At 44.4% G+C, this 13838-nt stretch carries 18 protein-coding genes; 8 read left to right on the top strand and 10 right to left on the bottom strand.

Annotated features, from left to right (window positions below):
• Window positions 1–20 precede the first annotated feature (20 nt).
• Window positions 21–2210 carry an ATP-binding protein gene (locus QUA33_RS12915; protein WP_333148929.1) on the top strand — a complete coding sequence of 730 codons (2190 nt, stop codon included), beginning with the start codon at window positions 21–23 and terminating at the stop codon, window positions 2208–2210.
• 202 nt (window positions 2211–2412) lie between these two features.
• On the opposite strand, the gene QUA33_RS12910 is transcribed toward QUA33_RS12915, so the two are convergent.
• Window positions 2413–2679 (bottom strand): hypothetical protein, encoded by a 267-nt coding sequence (locus QUA33_RS12910; protein ID WP_333148928.1) that lies wholly within the window; start codon window positions 2677–2679, stop codon window positions 2413–2415.
• A complete protein-coding gene (locus tag QUA33_RS12905; protein ID WP_333148927.1) occupies window positions 2658–3869 on the bottom strand; it encodes an acetate kinase in 1212 nt (403 codons plus the stop codon). Before QUA33_RS12905 ends, QUA33_RS12910 begins: the two co-directional genes overlap by 22 nt.
• Before the next feature lie 230 nt (window positions 3870–4099).
• Between QUA33_RS12905 and psaK the strand changes: the two genes are divergently transcribed.
• Complete coding sequence (gene psaK / locus QUA33_RS12900; RefSeq protein WP_333099668.1) at window positions 4100–4360, top strand: photosystem I reaction center subunit PsaK; 261 nt, start codon at window positions 4100–4102, stop codon at window positions 4358–4360.
• 41 nt (window positions 4361–4401) lie between these two features.
• Here psaK and QUA33_RS12895 read toward each other — a convergent pair whose 3' ends face one another.
• From QUA33_RS12895 to QUA33_RS12885, 3 genes are read right to left on the bottom strand one after another with little or no spacing between them, the layout of a single operon-like run.
• Complete coding sequence (locus QUA33_RS12895) at window positions 4402–5040, bottom strand: histidine phosphatase family protein (RefSeq protein ID WP_333148926.1); 639 nt, start codon at window positions 5038–5040, stop codon at window positions 4402–4404.
• Window positions 5041–5072: 32 nt separating this feature from the next.
• A complete protein-coding gene (locus tag QUA33_RS12890; protein ID WP_333148925.1) occupies window positions 5073–5762 on the bottom strand; it encodes a DUF3226 domain-containing protein in 690 nt (229 codons plus the stop codon).
• Window positions 5755–6759, bottom strand: a complete 1005-nt coding sequence (locus tag QUA33_RS12885) for an AAA family ATPase (RefSeq protein ID WP_333148924.1) — start codon at window positions 6757–6759, stop codon at window positions 5755–5757. Before QUA33_RS12885 ends, QUA33_RS12890 begins: the two co-directional genes overlap by 8 nt.
• A gap of 98 nt (window positions 6760–6857) precedes the next feature.
• On the opposite strand from QUA33_RS12885, the gene QUA33_RS12880 reads away from it, so the two are divergent.
• Together QUA33_RS12880 and QUA33_RS12875 are read left to right on the top strand one after the other, a co-directional pair.
• Window positions 6858–7082 carry a DUF433 domain-containing protein gene (locus QUA33_RS12880; RefSeq protein WP_333148923.1) on the top strand — a complete coding sequence of 75 codons (225 nt, stop codon included), beginning with the start codon at window positions 6858–6860 and terminating at the stop codon, window positions 7080–7082.
• Window positions 7079–7402, top strand: coding sequence for a hypothetical protein (locus QUA33_RS12875; protein WP_333148922.1), 324 nt, complete (start codon window positions 7079–7081; stop codon window positions 7400–7402). Before QUA33_RS12880 ends, QUA33_RS12875 begins: the two co-directional genes overlap by 4 nt.
• Window positions 7403–7551: 149 nt before the next feature.
• On the opposite strand, the gene QUA33_RS12870 is transcribed toward QUA33_RS12875, so the two are convergent.
• Entirely contained in the window at window positions 7552–10026 is a 2475-nt protein-coding gene (locus tag QUA33_RS12870) for a phosphoketolase family protein (RefSeq protein ID WP_333148921.1), read from the bottom strand.
• Between the two features lie 755 nt (window positions 10027–10781).
• On the opposite strand from QUA33_RS12870, the gene QUA33_RS12865 reads away from it, so the two are divergent.
• From QUA33_RS12865 to QUA33_RS12855, 3 genes are all read left to right on the top strand, one after another.
• Window positions 10782–11003, top strand: a complete 222-nt coding sequence (locus tag QUA33_RS12865; RefSeq protein ID WP_333148920.1) for a DUF433 domain-containing protein — start codon at window positions 10782–10784, stop codon at window positions 11001–11003.
• The gene (locus QUA33_RS12860) at window positions 10990–11163 is read left to right on the top strand and encodes a DUF5615 family PIN-like protein (RefSeq protein WP_333148919.1); all 174 of its coding nucleotides are present in this window, start codon (window positions 10990–10992) and stop codon (window positions 11161–11163) included. The genes QUA33_RS12865 and QUA33_RS12860 overlap by 14 nt, the downstream gene beginning before the upstream one ends.
• A 101-nt stretch (window positions 11164–11264) precedes the next feature.
• Window positions 11265–11420 (top strand): hypothetical protein, encoded by a 156-nt coding sequence (locus QUA33_RS12855; RefSeq protein WP_333148918.1) that lies wholly within the window; start codon window positions 11265–11267, stop codon window positions 11418–11420.
• 43 nt (window positions 11421–11463) lie between these two features.
• On the opposite strand, the gene QUA33_RS12850 is transcribed toward QUA33_RS12855, so the two are convergent.
• Window positions 11464–11706 (bottom strand): hypothetical protein, encoded by a 243-nt coding sequence (locus tag QUA33_RS12850; RefSeq protein WP_333041742.1) that lies wholly within the window; start codon window positions 11704–11706, stop codon window positions 11464–11466.
• Window positions 11707–12129: 423 nt separating this feature from the next.
• On the opposite strand from QUA33_RS12850, the gene QUA33_RS12845 reads away from it, so the two are divergent.
• Window positions 12130–12390 carry a hypothetical protein gene (locus tag QUA33_RS12845; RefSeq protein WP_333148917.1) on the top strand — a complete coding sequence of 87 codons (261 nt, stop codon included), beginning with the start codon at window positions 12130–12132 and terminating at the stop codon, window positions 12388–12390.
• A 147-nt stretch (window positions 12391–12537) separates the two neighbouring features.
• On the opposite strand, the gene QUA33_RS12840 is transcribed toward QUA33_RS12845, so the two are convergent.
• From QUA33_RS12840 to QUA33_RS12830, 3 genes are all read right to left on the bottom strand, one after another.
• Window positions 12538–12720: a hypothetical protein gene (locus tag QUA33_RS12840; protein ID WP_333148916.1), complete on the bottom strand. Its 183-nt coding sequence runs from the start codon at window positions 12718–12720 to the stop codon at window positions 12538–12540.
• A gap of 71 nt (window positions 12721–12791) precedes the next feature.
• Window positions 12792–13199, bottom strand: coding sequence for a hypothetical protein (locus tag QUA33_RS12835; RefSeq protein WP_096831124.1), 408 nt, complete (start codon window positions 13197–13199; stop codon window positions 12792–12794).
• A gap of 113 nt (window positions 13200–13312) precedes the next feature.
• Window positions 13313–13630 (bottom strand): hypothetical protein, encoded by a 318-nt coding sequence (locus QUA33_RS12830; RefSeq protein ID WP_333148914.1) that lies wholly within the window; start codon window positions 13628–13630, stop codon window positions 13313–13315.
• Window positions 13631–13838 lie beyond the last annotated feature (208 nt).

Genomic DNA, 13838 nt, shown 5'->3' with positions numbered 1-13838 from the left:
AAGGAAAGTAATTTTCGAGAATGAACATACGTCACTTCTGGAAAAGTCAGGCGATCGGATTGCAGCTCATACTGATCGTCCCATTTGCTTTGCAAATCTTTGGAGCGGTCGGTCTGGTGGGATATTTGTCGTTTAAAAATGGACAGAAAGCAGTCAACGATTTGGCATCTCAACTGCGGACTGAAGTGAGCAGCCGGATTGACCAGCATCTAGACAGCCAACTCAACACAGCCCGTCACCTTGCTCAGGTGAATGCCGATGCCTTTGACGCAGGATTGATCGCTCCCAAAGATTTAGATAATGTGGCTCGTTTCTTCTGGAAACAAATGCAATTGTTTAATGTCGGCTACATAAGCTTTGGCGCTCCAAGAGGCGAGTTTGCGGGTTCTGGATATTACACAGATCGAAATATTATTGTTAACACCAGTAACCCCAAGCAACGCGGTCATCGAAATAATTACGTCTACAAGACAGATAGTCAGGGCAACAAAACTACGCTTATTGATATATACAAAAACTACGAGTTCCAGAAAGAACTGTGGTACTCAAACACGGTTAAAGCTAGAAAACCCACATGGGTTTTATACCAGTGGGAAATCACGCCGTATCCTCTGGCTGTTTCGGCAAATCGCCCGGTTTATGACAAGAACAATCAACTGATTGGTGTCATAGGCATCGACCAGCGTCTTTCGCAAATTAGCGATTTCTTGCGTCAAATCAAAGTCAGCAAATCCGGCAAAACGTTTATTGTGGAGCGCAGCGGGCTAATTGTTGCGAGTTCCAGCAACGAGCAACCCTTCAAACTGATTAATAACAACCCCGAACGGTTAAACGCGTTGGAAAGCAGCGATCGACTGATCCAATCAACATCTCAATATTTAGTAAAGCATTTCGGCGACTTCAACAATATCAAAGATACTCAACAGCTTGATTTCTGGCTGAATAAAGAACGCCAGTTTGTCCAAGTTTTACCCTGGAAAGACGAATGGGGATTGGATTGGTTGGTAGTTGTTGCGGTTCCTGAATCCGATTTCATGGGGCAAATCAATGCCAACACCCGCACCACAATCTTACTCTGCTTAGCAGCATTGGGGGTAGCTTGTGGGATGGGCGTTCTCACCTCCGGCTGGATTGCGCGTCCGATTCTGCGACTGAACCGGGCGAGTGAGGCAATAACATCTGGCAACTTCGACCAAGCTGTAGAAGACAGCCGTATTCAAGAACTCAACGCCCTTGCCAACTCCTTTAACCAGATGGCAAGACAACTGCGCGAATCGTTTACCGCCTTAGAAAAAAGTAATGCAGAATTAGAAGACCGGGTGGAATACCGCACCGCTGAACTCAAAAACGCCCTAAGTGAGTTGCAACGCACCCAATCACAGATAATTCATAGCGAAAAAATGTCTAGTTTGGGGCAAATGGTTGGTGGAGTCGCCCACGAAATTAACAACCCGGTCAACTTCATTCACGGCAACCTCGTCCATACACAGCAATACGCCCAAGATTTGTTAAAGTTCGTACAGCTTTATCAACAGCACTATCCTAACCCTGCTGACGAAATTCAAATCGCAGCCGAAGAAATCGACCTGGAGTTCTTGCAAGAAGACCTGCCCAAAATGCTGTCTTCGATGAAAATGGGTACCGATCGCATCCGCCAAATTGTCCTGTCGTTGCGGAACTTTTCACGGATGGACGAAGCAGATTTTAAAGCAGTGGATATCCATGAGGGTATTAACAGCACCCTACTGATTTTGCAACACCGCCTCAAAAATAGATTGGAACGACCGTCTATTGAGGTGATTCAAAACTACGGTTCTCTACCCCTGGTGGAATGCTATGCCGGACAACTCAATCAGGTGTTTATGAATATTTTGACAAATGCGATCGATGCTCTCCTCGTAGCAAGAGATTGCCCGGAAAACTCTCATCAACAGCCGACGATTACAATTTCTACAGAGGTGACTGAGAGGAATTCTGCCATAATTAAAATTGCCGACAGCGGGCCGGGGATGAGCAATGAGGTGCTGCACAAGATATTCGATCCATTTTTTACAACTAAGCCCGTGGGTTCGGGAACTGGTTTGGGATTGTCTATTTCTCACTCGATTGTTGTGAGTTCTCATGGCGGAAAATTGACTTGCGTTTCTGCACCCGGAGAGGGAACCGAGTTTATTATTGAAATTCCTATCGCCCCCAGGCAAGTTTTGTAATCGTTTCTGGATCATTACCAACCCTGGCAGTATTTCAATGATTTCATATCAAATCTGTTGGCATCGGAATTATTCATATCTCTATTCTCGACCTCTGCGTGAATCAGCGTCAATCCTTTGTCATCTGCGGTTAATAAATTATCTTTTTTTTACCGCAGATTAGGGCAGAGAAACACAGATTAACGCAGATGAATTAGATCTATTACTGTGGCGCCGAGCGTGATTTTTGACCGAAAGCATCCAGGATACAAGCCCCCGGATTCATTCCGAAAGCAGACTCAGGACGGATAAATAAAAAACCTGTATCCGATAAACAAGCGCCCGAATTGATCTGTGGGGTCAATGCTTCAATTCTAAAATCTAAAATATAAAATCTAAAATCTAAAATCGATTGACCCTGCTGCGAAGCTGAGTGGGCATCGCTGTTGCAGGAATTCATAAAATAAGTTAGTGATAAAGTTTCCAGCATTCTCGCGCAATTTCCCAATCCTCCTGCGTGTGAATTATCAAAATTCTCACTGCAGAATCCACTGCTGCAATATCTTGATCGATCGGTGAATGTTGATTTTTATCCCCATCCAATTTTAACCCGATAAATCCAAAAGCTTCGCAAGCGGCAGCCCGCACAACAGCAGAATTTTCCCCAACTCCCGCCGTAAAAATCAAAGCATCCAACCCTCCCAAACTCGCCAGCATCGCCGCAATTCCGGCGCGCAAACGGTGGATGTAAATATCCAAAGCAAGTTGAGCTCTCTCATTACCTTGGGCGATCGCATCTCCAATCTGCCGCATATCGCTAGATACCCCTGAAATCCCTTTTAAGCCTGAATTTCGATTGAGAATACCATCAAGTTTCTCAGCAGTAAAATCGGATTGTTTTAACAGATGAATGAGAATGCCTGGATCGATCGAACCCGATCGACTTCCCATCATCAAACCTTCCAAAGGCGTAAATCCCATCGTCGTGTCAACACTCCAGCCCCCGCGAATCGCCGCCAGAGAACATCCGTTGCCCAAATGACAGCTAATCAACCGCAAATCTGCCAAATTTTGACCCAGAATGTCGGCGGCCCGACGCGCGCAATATTGATGGCTAATCCCGTGAAAACCGTAGCGCCGAATCCCATTTTCCAGCCATTCATAGGGGCCGGGATAAACAAAGGCTGCGGGCGGCAATTGTGCGTGAAAAGCTGTATCAAATACTGCTACTTGCGGCACTTTTTCGAGAATTTTCTCAATCGCTTCGATACCTTCGAGGTTAACGGGATTGTGAACGGGGGCGAAAACAGATAAACGGGCGATCGCCTTTTTAACATCCGGCGAAATTAACGTACTTTCCTGATATTCTTGTCCGCCGTGTACGACGCGGTGGCCGACAATATCAATCTCCTTTAAATCATTAATGGTTTGAGTTTTTCCCCTCCAAAGAGTCTCCAGCATTCGAGAAATAGCATCTTTGCGAGAGTCTGAGGCAAACTCATCTTCAAGCCGATCGCCCTTTGCTGTTTTGACTTTCAACTCTGCTATACCCTGCTGGTGAGTCCAGTCAATTTGCGCTTCCCAGAGGGGTTGGGGCGGGCGATCGGGCAGGACATCGTTTAACTCGTAAAGACAGCTCTTTTGACTGCTAGAACCCGCATTTAACACCAGTATTTTCATGCTTTATTATTTCCTGTTGATTCGTTCTTTCGATCGCTAGGCGATTGAAATCGCGTCTTGTCAAACTTTCGTCCCAGCAGAGGGGGACTAAAAAATCTTGAGACTCAGGGAAAATTATTAAGAAAAATGTCGAAAAATTAACTGTTAATGCAATCTGTAGCTAACAGTTGCATTTTTTTGATATATCTTCTAGGCAGATTTTCATTTACTAAAGTTTAAGGAGCCGATCGATGTTTACACCAATTTTACTTGCCACTGTCGCCAGAACCGTAGAGTGGAGCCCCACGACTGGTTTGATTATGATTATTTGCAATATTTTAGCTATTGCGATCGGCAGATCAACCATCCAAAAGCCTCACACAGGCCCAGCCGCGCCCTCATCGGGTTTGGTCGGCGGCTTGAGTTTGGGTGCACTTGTGGGAAGTCTCTGCTTCGGTCATATTTTGGGAACGGGTACGATTTTAGGATTGTCTTACCTCGGTGCGATTTAGTGGCAGACTGTAGGGTGCGCCTCCGCACCTTACCCGCGATTTCAAGTACCGGGTAAATTGCGGAGGTTTTCATCCATGTACGATCGATCGCCCAAAACTTCCAGCAGCGGCCCGCGAACATCAAACTTGACAATACTCACAGACGCTGCTAGAGCCGCAATGCGATAGCGATAACGTCCCAAATCAATCCCCAACAGACTGCACAGAATAATTCTAATAGTCGCCTTGTGCGAGACAACCAAAACATTACCACTCTTGTACTTTTCCTCAATTTCTGCGATAACTAAGGAAGCTCTACTAGCAATTTCCACCGAAGTTTCGCCACCGTTTGGTGCATTCCAAGCAGGTTCGGTCAGCCAATTAATATAATCTTCTTCGTATTCTTTTTTGACCGCTTCTACTGTTTTGCCTTCCCACTCACCGTAATTAATTTCCCTCAGTCCGTCGCGAAGCTGCATTTCAATTCCCACAGCATCGCACAAAGGTTTTGCAGTAGCAATAGTTCGTTTCATCGGACTGACATAAACAGCATTCCAAGGCAATTTTGCGTAAGTGGCGGCAAACTGTTCTGCCATTTGAGAACCTTCGGGCGTTAATTCTGGGTCGATCGCGCCGCAGAAACTGCCTGTTTGGCTGTAAGTCGTTTCACCGTGTCGTACAAAGTAGATTCTTAAGCTCATGAGTTAGTTAATTGTGTGTGAATTTTACTATGTTAGCAAAAGAGTCTAAAAAACTCCTTCAAATCATCGAGAGCAGGATTACCCCAATCCCAAATATCTTTTTTGTGTTCCATAACATAATCAAACTCAAACATACTGCATTTTCTGCCAGCTTGTTTCTGATCCTGCTTTGAGCAAGTATCAAACCTCAGATAGGTGTTAACCCAGAATTTATCAAAATCTTTCTGCTTGATGTGCTGTCCCTGGCTTTCTATGCAAGTTTTCCAGCTATTCAAACAATCAGCATGAGGAGATTCTCTAGCCTTTATTCCCTTTAAAAGCGTTTCCAGTTCGCCTTTACCTTCAAAATTTGTAAAGTAACAAGCCAATTTTGCATTTGTTCCATTATCTCCACAAATATCGATAAATTGTTTAGTGCTTGACAATGTTTCAGATTCAACAAACACCTGTTGTATACATTTATTTACCCATTCTAACCGATCTGGCTCGGAATAGTTGTCAATATCAATAATAATCCCAATTTTTTCTATCTCTCTTTTTTGAAGATCTGCTTCTAAATCTTTTAACGTAATTATTAACTTGGTTTCGCTCAAGCCTTCCAAACTTTTATAATTATCTATATAAATAGGTGGATCTACCTGGATATCGCAGTTTAGTTGCTTAACCATTGCCTGCATAAAAATTGCATCATTTTTACTTTCTACTATGACAATATTACTCACCTCTCACTCCTTTTTGATGCTCTAGTGCGTAATTCAAAGTTTCCAAATCGCGCCGGATTCCGATTATTTGATCTGTTTTCGGTTTCTTAGCTAGTTCAAAATATGCACTGCTGCATTCCTGATTGGGTTCTAAACCCACATCAGCAAATGCTTGCAGCATCTCTAAACTGTGAGTGGCCGCAAAAATCTGGGTATCCAGTTCAACCGCCAAGCGAAATAACATTCTCCAAAACTCCCGCTGGCTTGTATAATGTATGCCATTTTCTATCTCATCGATTAGCAAGATTTTGTATTCACTGTTTACCAGTTTAAGGATAATTTCTGCCACTCTGTTAATGGCATCTCCAAACAATGATAAAGGCAAACGCTTTTCGCCTTTTCTTCTCAAGTAAAGTGTGGGTTCCCCAATCGAAAAACTCTCTACTGATTCGATTGTAGGGTCAATAATTTGAAAAGCTTTCAAAACTTCGCTATCTTTCTCATCCAAACGCGCTTTATCGTATGCTTGTGTGAGTTCTTTTCCCGAAATCCTGATCCAGGAGGGAATGATTGGTACTTCGTCAATAGAAATGCGAAAATTGCTTAAACCTCCGGCAGCAACCTGTGTTAATGACCAAGTAGATTCGTCTTCGTTTTTCATAAACTCAAAAATTATCTTATTTCTAATTGAATTGATTTCTACTTTAATTTCTAATCGCTCGGTGTTATTGTTGTCGTCTTTGCCAATAATTACTATAAATCTATCTTTTTTTAGTGCATGAAATAAGTTGTCCCAGGCTCTATCACGCATAGCTTCTAGGGCTTCTGATGGCTCTCTTCTCAGCTCTCTTAGGATTACGAGACTGCTAGCATCGGGATCCAAATTGAGAAAAAGTGCCTCTAGCAAGGCTGTCTTGCCAGCATTATTTTTCCCGCCGATTAAATTGACTCTTTCAAAGCCAGAAATTTTGATTTGCTCAAAACACCTAAAATTTTGGATTTCTATTTCTTTAAGCATTACCGCCTCTTGTGAATGTACAAATCCTAAATCGCGATCGATTTATGCTAAAATAACTTACATATTATCTTGTTTTAATTGTATACTAAACGATCGTCATGCAGAATGTAGACCTCTTTGAAGTCATTGAACGCGATCCAACCAAGGTGAGTGGTGCATGGATATTTCGGGGAACGCGCGTACCTGTTGCCGCCTTTTTCGAGAACCTTAAAGATGGAGCATCTATTGACCAGTTTCTGGAATGGTTTCCGGGAGTAACTCGCGCCCAAGTTGAAGTGCTACTCGATCGCGCGCTAGCCTCGTTAACGCAGATGGTGGCATGAAGATATTGTTCGATCAAGGTACGCCAGTACCGTTGCGCCGATCGCTGCTGAGTCATACAGTAGATACTGCTTATGAACGTGGATGGTCAACATTAGCAAATGGCGATCTGCTCGACACAGCCGAACGCGATGGGTATAATCTGCTGGTAACAACCGATCGCAACTTGCGTTATCAACAAAATCTGACAAGCCGACAAATTGCTATTGTGGTTTTGCTGTCTACATCTTGGCCGCGTATTCAAAGGCATCAAGACGAGATTCGGAACGCGATCGACACTATTGTTCCGGGCGCATACCTAGAAATTGACATTCCTTGCTGAAGCTTTATTTAACTGATGTCACTCCCTATGATTGTCAAACTGAGGTGGAACCTCGATCTTGCCTAGGTTGTATACTCGCAAAATCGTCAATTTTTCCTCTGGTTGACAATCATAGGGATGAGTAGCTTGTGTTCTAGAAGCGATCGCACCTAGCCCGGTGCACCCGATCGCACGGTTTGTTCTGCTGTCGCCCCCGGATCTTTCGTTTCCTTCGGCGCTTCCGACGAAACAGGGCCCGCGTGCGGCCACTTCCAGTCGCGGATTTCCGGCATATCATCGCCGTGTTCGGTGATATACTGCGTGTGTTCGATCAGCTTGTCACGGATAGCTTGTTTGCCGTAAGCTGCGACAGAACTCAGTTTGGGAACGCGATCGAGTACATCTCCAACTAAATGGAATCGATCGAGGTCATTAATCACCACCATATCAAACGGCGTCGTAGTCGTCCCCTCTTCCTTGTAACCCCGAACGTGAATATTCGGGTGATTTGTCCGGCGATAAGTCAAGCGGTGAATCAGCCAAGGATAGCCGTGAAAAGCAAAAATCACCGGCTTATCTTTCGTGAACAAAGTATCAAAATCCTTGTCAGACAAACCGTGGGGATGTTCGCTAGCAGGTTGCAGCGTCATCAAATCCACCACATTCACCACCCGCACTTTTAAATCGGGATAATCTCGGCGGAGAATGTCAACCGCAGCCAAAGTTTCCAGCGTTGGAACATCACCCGCGCAAGCCATCACCACATCCGGTTCGCCACCTTTATCGTTGCTAGCCCACTCCCAAATGCCGATGCCGGCGGTACAGTGTTTAATCGCAGAATCCATATCCAAATACTGCAATGCCGGCTGCTTCCCTGCAATAATCACGTTGACATAGTGGCGGCTGCGGAGACAGTGATCCGTTACTGACAGCAAAGTATTAGCATCCGGCGGCAAATAAATCCGCACCACTTCCGCTTTCTTGTTAATTACGTGGTCGATAAAACCCGGATCTTGGTGAGAAAAACCGTTGTGGTCTTGTCGCCAAACGTGAGAAGTTAGTAAGTAATTCAGAGAGGCGATCGGTCGGCGCCAAGGAATATCGTTAGTAGTTTTCAACCACTTGGCGTGTTGGTTGAACATCGAATCGATGATGTGAATAAACGCCTCGTAACAAGAGAAAAAGCCGTGGCGTCCCGTCAGCAAATAGCCTTCCAGCCATCCCTGACATAGATGTTCGCTGAGGACTTCCATCACCCGGCCGTCGGGGGAGATGTGGTCGTCTTCGGGCAAAATTTCTCCCGCCCACATCCGGTTCGTCACTTCAAACACCGGATCGAGGCGATTTGAGGCCGTCTCGTCAGGCCCGACAATGCGGAAATTGGCGTTTTCCTGATTCAGTTTCATCACCTCTCGCAGGAAGCGACCGGAAACGCGGGTTGCTTCTGCCATTACAGTGCCCGGTTTTTGCACGTCAACGGCGTAGTCTTCAAATTTCGGCATTTTCAAGTCTCGCAGCAGCAGGCCGCCGTTAGCGTGGGGATTTGCCCCCATCCGTCGAGTTCCCTTGGGTGCGAGTTCCGCCAATTCGGGAATTAACTTGCCATTTTCGTCGAAGAGTTCTTCCGGCTTATAGCTTTTCATCCAATCTTCCAGGAGTTGGACGTGTCCCGGCTTAGAAGCCATTTCCGAAAGCGGGACTTGGTGCGATCGCCAATAATCCTCAGTTTTCTTACCGTCAACTTCCTTCGGCCCCGTCCAGCCTTTGGGAGTTTTCATCACAATCATCGGCCACTGGGGACGACCGGAATAGCCCTCCGTCCGGGCTTTTTCCTGAATCGCCTTAATTTCGCCGATCGCGGTATCGAGAGTTGCAGCCATCAACTGGTGCATGGTTTCTGGGTCTGAACCTTCCACCCAATAAGGTTTGTAGCCGTAACCGACCATCAAACTTTCCAATTCCTCTTGCGGAATGCGGGCCAACAGCGTGGGATTGGCAATTTTGTAGCCGTTCAAGTGCAGAATCGGCAACACGGCCCCGTCCCGAACCGGGTTGAGAAACTTGTTAGAGTGCCAGCTAGCAGCCAAGGGGCCGGTTTCGGCTTCCCCGTCGCCGACAACGGCGGCCACAATCAAATCGGGATTGTCGAAGGCCGCCCCGTAAGCGTGGACGAGGGCGTAGCCGAGTTCGCCGCCTTCGTGAATCGAACCGGGGGTTTCCGGGGCGACGTGGCTGGGGATACCGCCGGGAAAGGAGAACTGTTTGAACAGCCGTTTGATACCCTCTTCATCTTCGGAAATGTTCGAGTAATATTCGCTGTAAGTTCCTTCGAGATAGGTGTTGGCGACCAAGCCCGGCCCGCCGTGTCCGGGACCTGCGATGTAGATGGTGTTGAGGTCTTGGGCTTTGATGATGCGGTTGAGGTGAACGTAGATGAAGTTGAGGCCTGGAGTGGTGCCCCAATGTCCGAGGAGTCTCGGTTTGACGTGTTCGATTTTGAGGGGTTCTTTGAGTAGGGGGTTGTCGAGGAGATAGATTTGTCCGACGGATAGGTAGTTTGCCGCCCGCCAGTAGGCGTTCATTTTGTGTAGTTCTGAGTCGGAAAGCGGCTTTAATTGCGGGATCTCGGTTGTTCCTAGCATCATCAGCTATTGACTCCTAAGTAGTGGTTGTTTTGTAATGTGCGATCGTGAAGTGCGATCGATATTAATTTGTTATTTGTGACATTTTGTATTTAAACTCTATGTCTTCCACGCAAACTCTTGAATTCTAGCTTGTTTATGCCTCCATTAAAGTTTAAATCAATGTTAATTTATGGCTAAATATCGCACGACTTTGATTCAATAAAGGCGGCTAATTGCGGGGATCAAGGAATTCAGCAATACATAATAGGATTTACACAATATTTTTTGTAGGCTTTGTACTCCGCACTGAGCCGTAGTATATGTTGCGAGTGGTAGGATGCGTGGTGCCAGTCCCCAAAAAGATACTTCTCAAGGTAGAAGCGATAAGGATTTATAGGTGAAGTTAATTTAACTTTGTGCCTGCTGATGGCTGATACCAGTTATCAAAAAAAAATCAACTTTAAGCAATATCCAAAGCTTTATGTTCTCAGTCATTCCCAATTTAAAAACCTAAAATCTCAAATGGTATGACTCGTTTTTTGTTAAGTTTTTTAGGTTGGTTTAAGCTCCGGGTAAAAGGGTGAGCAATTTTTATAATAAGAGAGAATTAGCCAGAAGTTAAAAAGATATAATGCTATTGCATTGGTGAAAGGGCTTTTTTATGAACCGCAGAGGGCACAGAGGAAGAGAGGAGAGAGAAAGGAATTTCGTATAATAGCAAATACATATTATCTATCTAATAATTAACGCAAAATATAGCTAAAACCTGGCAAGGAATGAGCCAAACTCTTGGTGTCTGTGGCGGTGATGCTTGTATGAGAAATACTCGCATTCCTATTTGGGAACTGGTTAGCTTTCATCGTTTGGGTATGAACGAGTCTCGACTCTTATATCACTATGCCACACTAACTGCTTCTGATTTAGCAAATGCGTGGGCTTATGCAGCAGCTTTCCCAGATGCAATTGAAATAGCTATCCGCGAAAATGACGAGGATTGAAATGATGGCGCGTCTTGATACTGACCAACAATTTCCCAGAGATATTGTAGAATTGCTGCGCCAGATGGGGCACAATATTTTGACAGTGCAAGAAGCCGGAAAAGATAACCAAAAAATTCCTGACGAAGAAGTGTTAGCTTTTGCAGTCAGTGAAAATTGAGCTGTTTTAACTCTAAATCGCGGTTATTTTATCAGACTGCACAGCTTACAGTCTGACCATGCTGCAATTATTGTCTGTAGGGGAGAGAATGATTTCACAGAATGGCTGCTAACCTTAATCAGGCTATTTTCTCACTTGCAACATTAACAGGTCAAGTGATTCGAGTCGATCGCACTCTCGGCGCCATCTATATCTTAAGCGATCGCCACAAAGTAAACTCAAGCAATCTCAATCCGAAAATCACTGCATCGGTTTGATTGCTGGCTAGATGCCATCGCCCATATTTCCCGCTGAAAAAACTTAGGAGGCGACTAAAACAGGACTCTCTGAAATCCGGCAAACATTGGACACAGTTGGCTGGTGGGCAACGACTCGCACTTCGTGAGGATAGCGGGGACGGGGGTCATTTTCTAACCAGATGGGCGGTACCATCATCACTTCATAGTAAGCGATCGTATGCAAAACCCCAGGCTGGGACTTCAACTCTACTGTTAAGCCCGCTCGGTACTCAAATGCTTCTTCCCAGTCTAGGTTTCCATTCATATCCATATTCATATCCATCGGGATCGCGCCTCTTAATCTTGTTTCTTTTCTCAATTGTAGAGCGCTACATAAAACATTGGGTACTTTCTGTTGCTTATGATACAATTTTTAACCTTATATGTTCGATTCCTGACAATTTAACAGAGAGCAGCAATTGTCAATAAGTAAATAGGATGATTTTGCCGACGGGTGACAAGTAAGCTGAATAGCTAGGCTTGACAAGTGTTTGAGTTGATATGTCTCAAAAAAAATAGGGGCGATCGAACCCCGCAGAAGCTGATGAGACAAAGGAAGATAAGAGAATTTTAAAGATTGAAGTACAAACCTATTTTGGCCATCTTGTCTAGTTTTTTACAAATAAAGAAACCCGGTTTCTTTAAGAAACCGGGTTTCTGGGATGAGTGAAAACTAAACTAATTTCACTTGGTTTTCTACTTTGTCGCTGTCGCCGTCTTTTTAGCAGTTGTTTTCTTCGCTACAGTCTTCTCAGTTGCAGTTTCCGATTTTACCGCAGCAGTTTTAGTTGGCTTCTTCGACTTGCTGCTAGTTTTTCCCTGCTGCTGGCGGGGTTATACGGGCAGTTTGTCGATCGCACATATCGCCTTTGTTGCGGCCCAGGAGATTTTAGACCAGCGCGAGGTCAGGGATAAGGGGTTTGGGCGATCGAACGCACAAATGATATAAAACTGAGTGATTTAACTGAAATTAATACTGAGTCAGTGCAAATTATGCAAAATAGAGCGATCGCATTTTCATCGAGATACTGAAAAAAGTGCGATCGCTCTTTTGTCTGGGATAAAAAAAGGCAATTTTTTTTGATACCTTCATTATCTACCAACGACCTTCTGACTGGAACATACTTTTTGCAAGTTCCAGTATCTCCCAGTAGCTCATGTAGTCTTCTAAGCGGTAATGTAGCTGTTGTCGCTCATTTTTAGTTAGCTTAAGTTCTTTAACCACGTCTTCTACTTTATCTTTTGCTGACGCACGATTTTCAGGGCGATCGTCTTCCATTCGCTTGTTTGACATTTTTTCTCTCCATTGCTCAACAAAACTTATCAACACAATAATGCAAAACCAGGAGCTTATAACTCCTCTTCATCTTTAGATCCGCCAGAGCCAAAAAACTGATCGGCTTCAAGGTTGGACTTAAAGTTTTTACAACGCTGTTTTATCAAATCTTCAAACGCTGCAAGCCTTCCCAGTTCTTTACCGCTACCAACTTTAACTGTAATCCCATTAATTAAATCTTCCATTGTTATTTCTAACCGACCACAAAGACTAAAAGCCTCTCTTGTTTCAGGGTCATCAGAATTTCTCATACTTCCGAAAATTCTGGAACTCATAATGCCTTGTTTGTTGGCAATATTTTCCTCTTCTGGTGTCAAAGTTATCTTGATGTATGTTTCGTAGTAAGCTCCTCCCAAAGGCCCTTTCTTCTCTGTACGGTCAGCCGAAAACTTCATATTCAACTCCTTGTGAATAATTAACATTATGTTGTTGAATCAAAACCAAGTTTTGAGACAGACAACTGTTTTGCATCTCCTCAGACAGAAACTGGGATAGCAGTTGACTTATCCCAGACTGTACTCAATCAACAAACTACTTAATGATTAGTTTTACTGTGTCGTCCACTATATTCCATACAAGTAGTACAAGCCATAGCTGTTTGAGAAGAATTATCCCAAACCCAACCGACTGGTCTACCGTTAGAAACTTCCGGTTCAGAAACATGATGAAAAGATACTTGTAGATTATCCTCTACGGCTACCATCCCTGAAGGAAGCGGGGCAAAGTCACCTGTTTCTGGATCGTGCATATGTGGCATAAACACACCTAAACCATATTCAGATAACTTCCTCAACATCTCTTGCACTTCGGGTGTAGCAATTGCCTGTTGAGCTTTTTCAACTATTTCGTTCATTTCACTTCTCCTACACAAGGTTTCTGGTTTGTCCGCAAGTCTTCTGAGTGGGTAGAACCCATCGGAATCTTAATTCACATGATTATCGTATAGCTATTGATTTATCGGATAGAGATTTCTTAAGGAAAAATATCTGGGGGGGTGACAACCCGCCCCAAACCCATAGTTAGTAAGGATTGAGCCAACTTGTGGTAAAAAAAGATAGGCA

The sequence above is a fragment of the Microcoleus sp. Pol14D4 genome, assembly GCF_036701245.1.
Taxonomy (GTDB): domain Bacteria; phylum Cyanobacteriota; class Cyanobacteriia; order Cyanobacteriales; family Microcoleaceae; genus Microcoleus.
The sequence above is the reverse complement of the archived record's forward strand: the minus strand, read 5'-3'. Positions and strand labels throughout refer to the sequence as shown.

Bases quoted from the DNA above. Each gene is read 5' to 3' on its own strand.
- QUA33_RS12840 (WP_333148916.1), bottom strand. From the start codon at position 12,720: ATGGAAGACGATCGCCCTGAAAATCGTGCGTCAGCAAAAGATAAAGTA.
- QUA33_RS12915 (WP_333148929.1), top strand. From the start codon at position 21: ATGAACATACGTCACTTCTGGAAAAGTCAGGCGATCGGATTGCAGCTC.
- QUA33_RS12830 (WP_333148914.1), bottom strand. From the start codon at position 13,630: ATGAACGAAATAGTTGAAAAAGCTCAACAGGCAATTGCTACACCCGAA.
- QUA33_RS12860 (WP_333148919.1), top strand. From the start codon at position 10,990: ATGACGAGGATTGAAATGATGGCGCGTCTTGATACTGACCAACAATTT.
- QUA33_RS12850 (WP_333041742.1), bottom strand. From the start codon at position 11,706: ATGAATGGAAACCTAGACTGGGAAGAAGCATTTGAGTACCGAGCGGGC.
- psaK (WP_333099668.1), top strand. From the start codon at position 4,100: ATGTTTACACCAATTTTACTTGCCACTGTCGCCAGAACCGTAGAGTGG.
- QUA33_RS12835 (WP_096831124.1), bottom strand. From the start codon at position 13,199: ATGTTAATTATTCACAAGGAGTTGAATATGAAGTTTTCGGCTGACCGT.
- QUA33_RS12910 (WP_333148928.1), bottom strand. From the start codon at position 2,679: ATGCTGGAAACTTTATCACTAACTTATTTTATGAATTCCTGCAACAGC.
- QUA33_RS12880 (WP_333148923.1), top strand. From the start codon at position 6,858: ATGCAGAATGTAGACCTCTTTGAAGTCATTGAACGCGATCCAACCAAG.
- QUA33_RS12885 (WP_333148924.1), bottom strand. From the start codon at position 6,759: ATGCTTAAAGAAATAGAAATCCAAAATTTTAGGTGTTTTGAGCAAATC.
- QUA33_RS12905 (WP_333148927.1), bottom strand. From the start codon at position 3,869: ATGAAAATACTGGTGTTAAATGCGGGTTCTAGCAGTCAAAAGAGCTGT.
- QUA33_RS12855 (WP_333148918.1), top strand. From the start codon at position 11,265: ATGGCTGCTAACCTTAATCAGGCTATTTTCTCACTTGCAACATTAACA.
- QUA33_RS12870 (WP_333148921.1), bottom strand. From the start codon at position 10,026: ATGATGCTAGGAACAACCGAGATCCCGCAATTAAAGCCGCTTTCCGAC.
- QUA33_RS12895 (WP_333148926.1), bottom strand. From the start codon at position 5,040: ATGAGCTTAAGAATCTACTTTGTACGACACGGTGAAACGACTTACAGC.
- QUA33_RS12875 (WP_333148922.1), top strand. From the start codon at position 7,079: ATGAAGATATTGTTCGATCAAGGTACGCCAGTACCGTTGCGCCGATCG.
- QUA33_RS12865 (WP_333148920.1), top strand. From the start codon at position 10,782: ATGAGCCAAACTCTTGGTGTCTGTGGCGGTGATGCTTGTATGAGAAAT.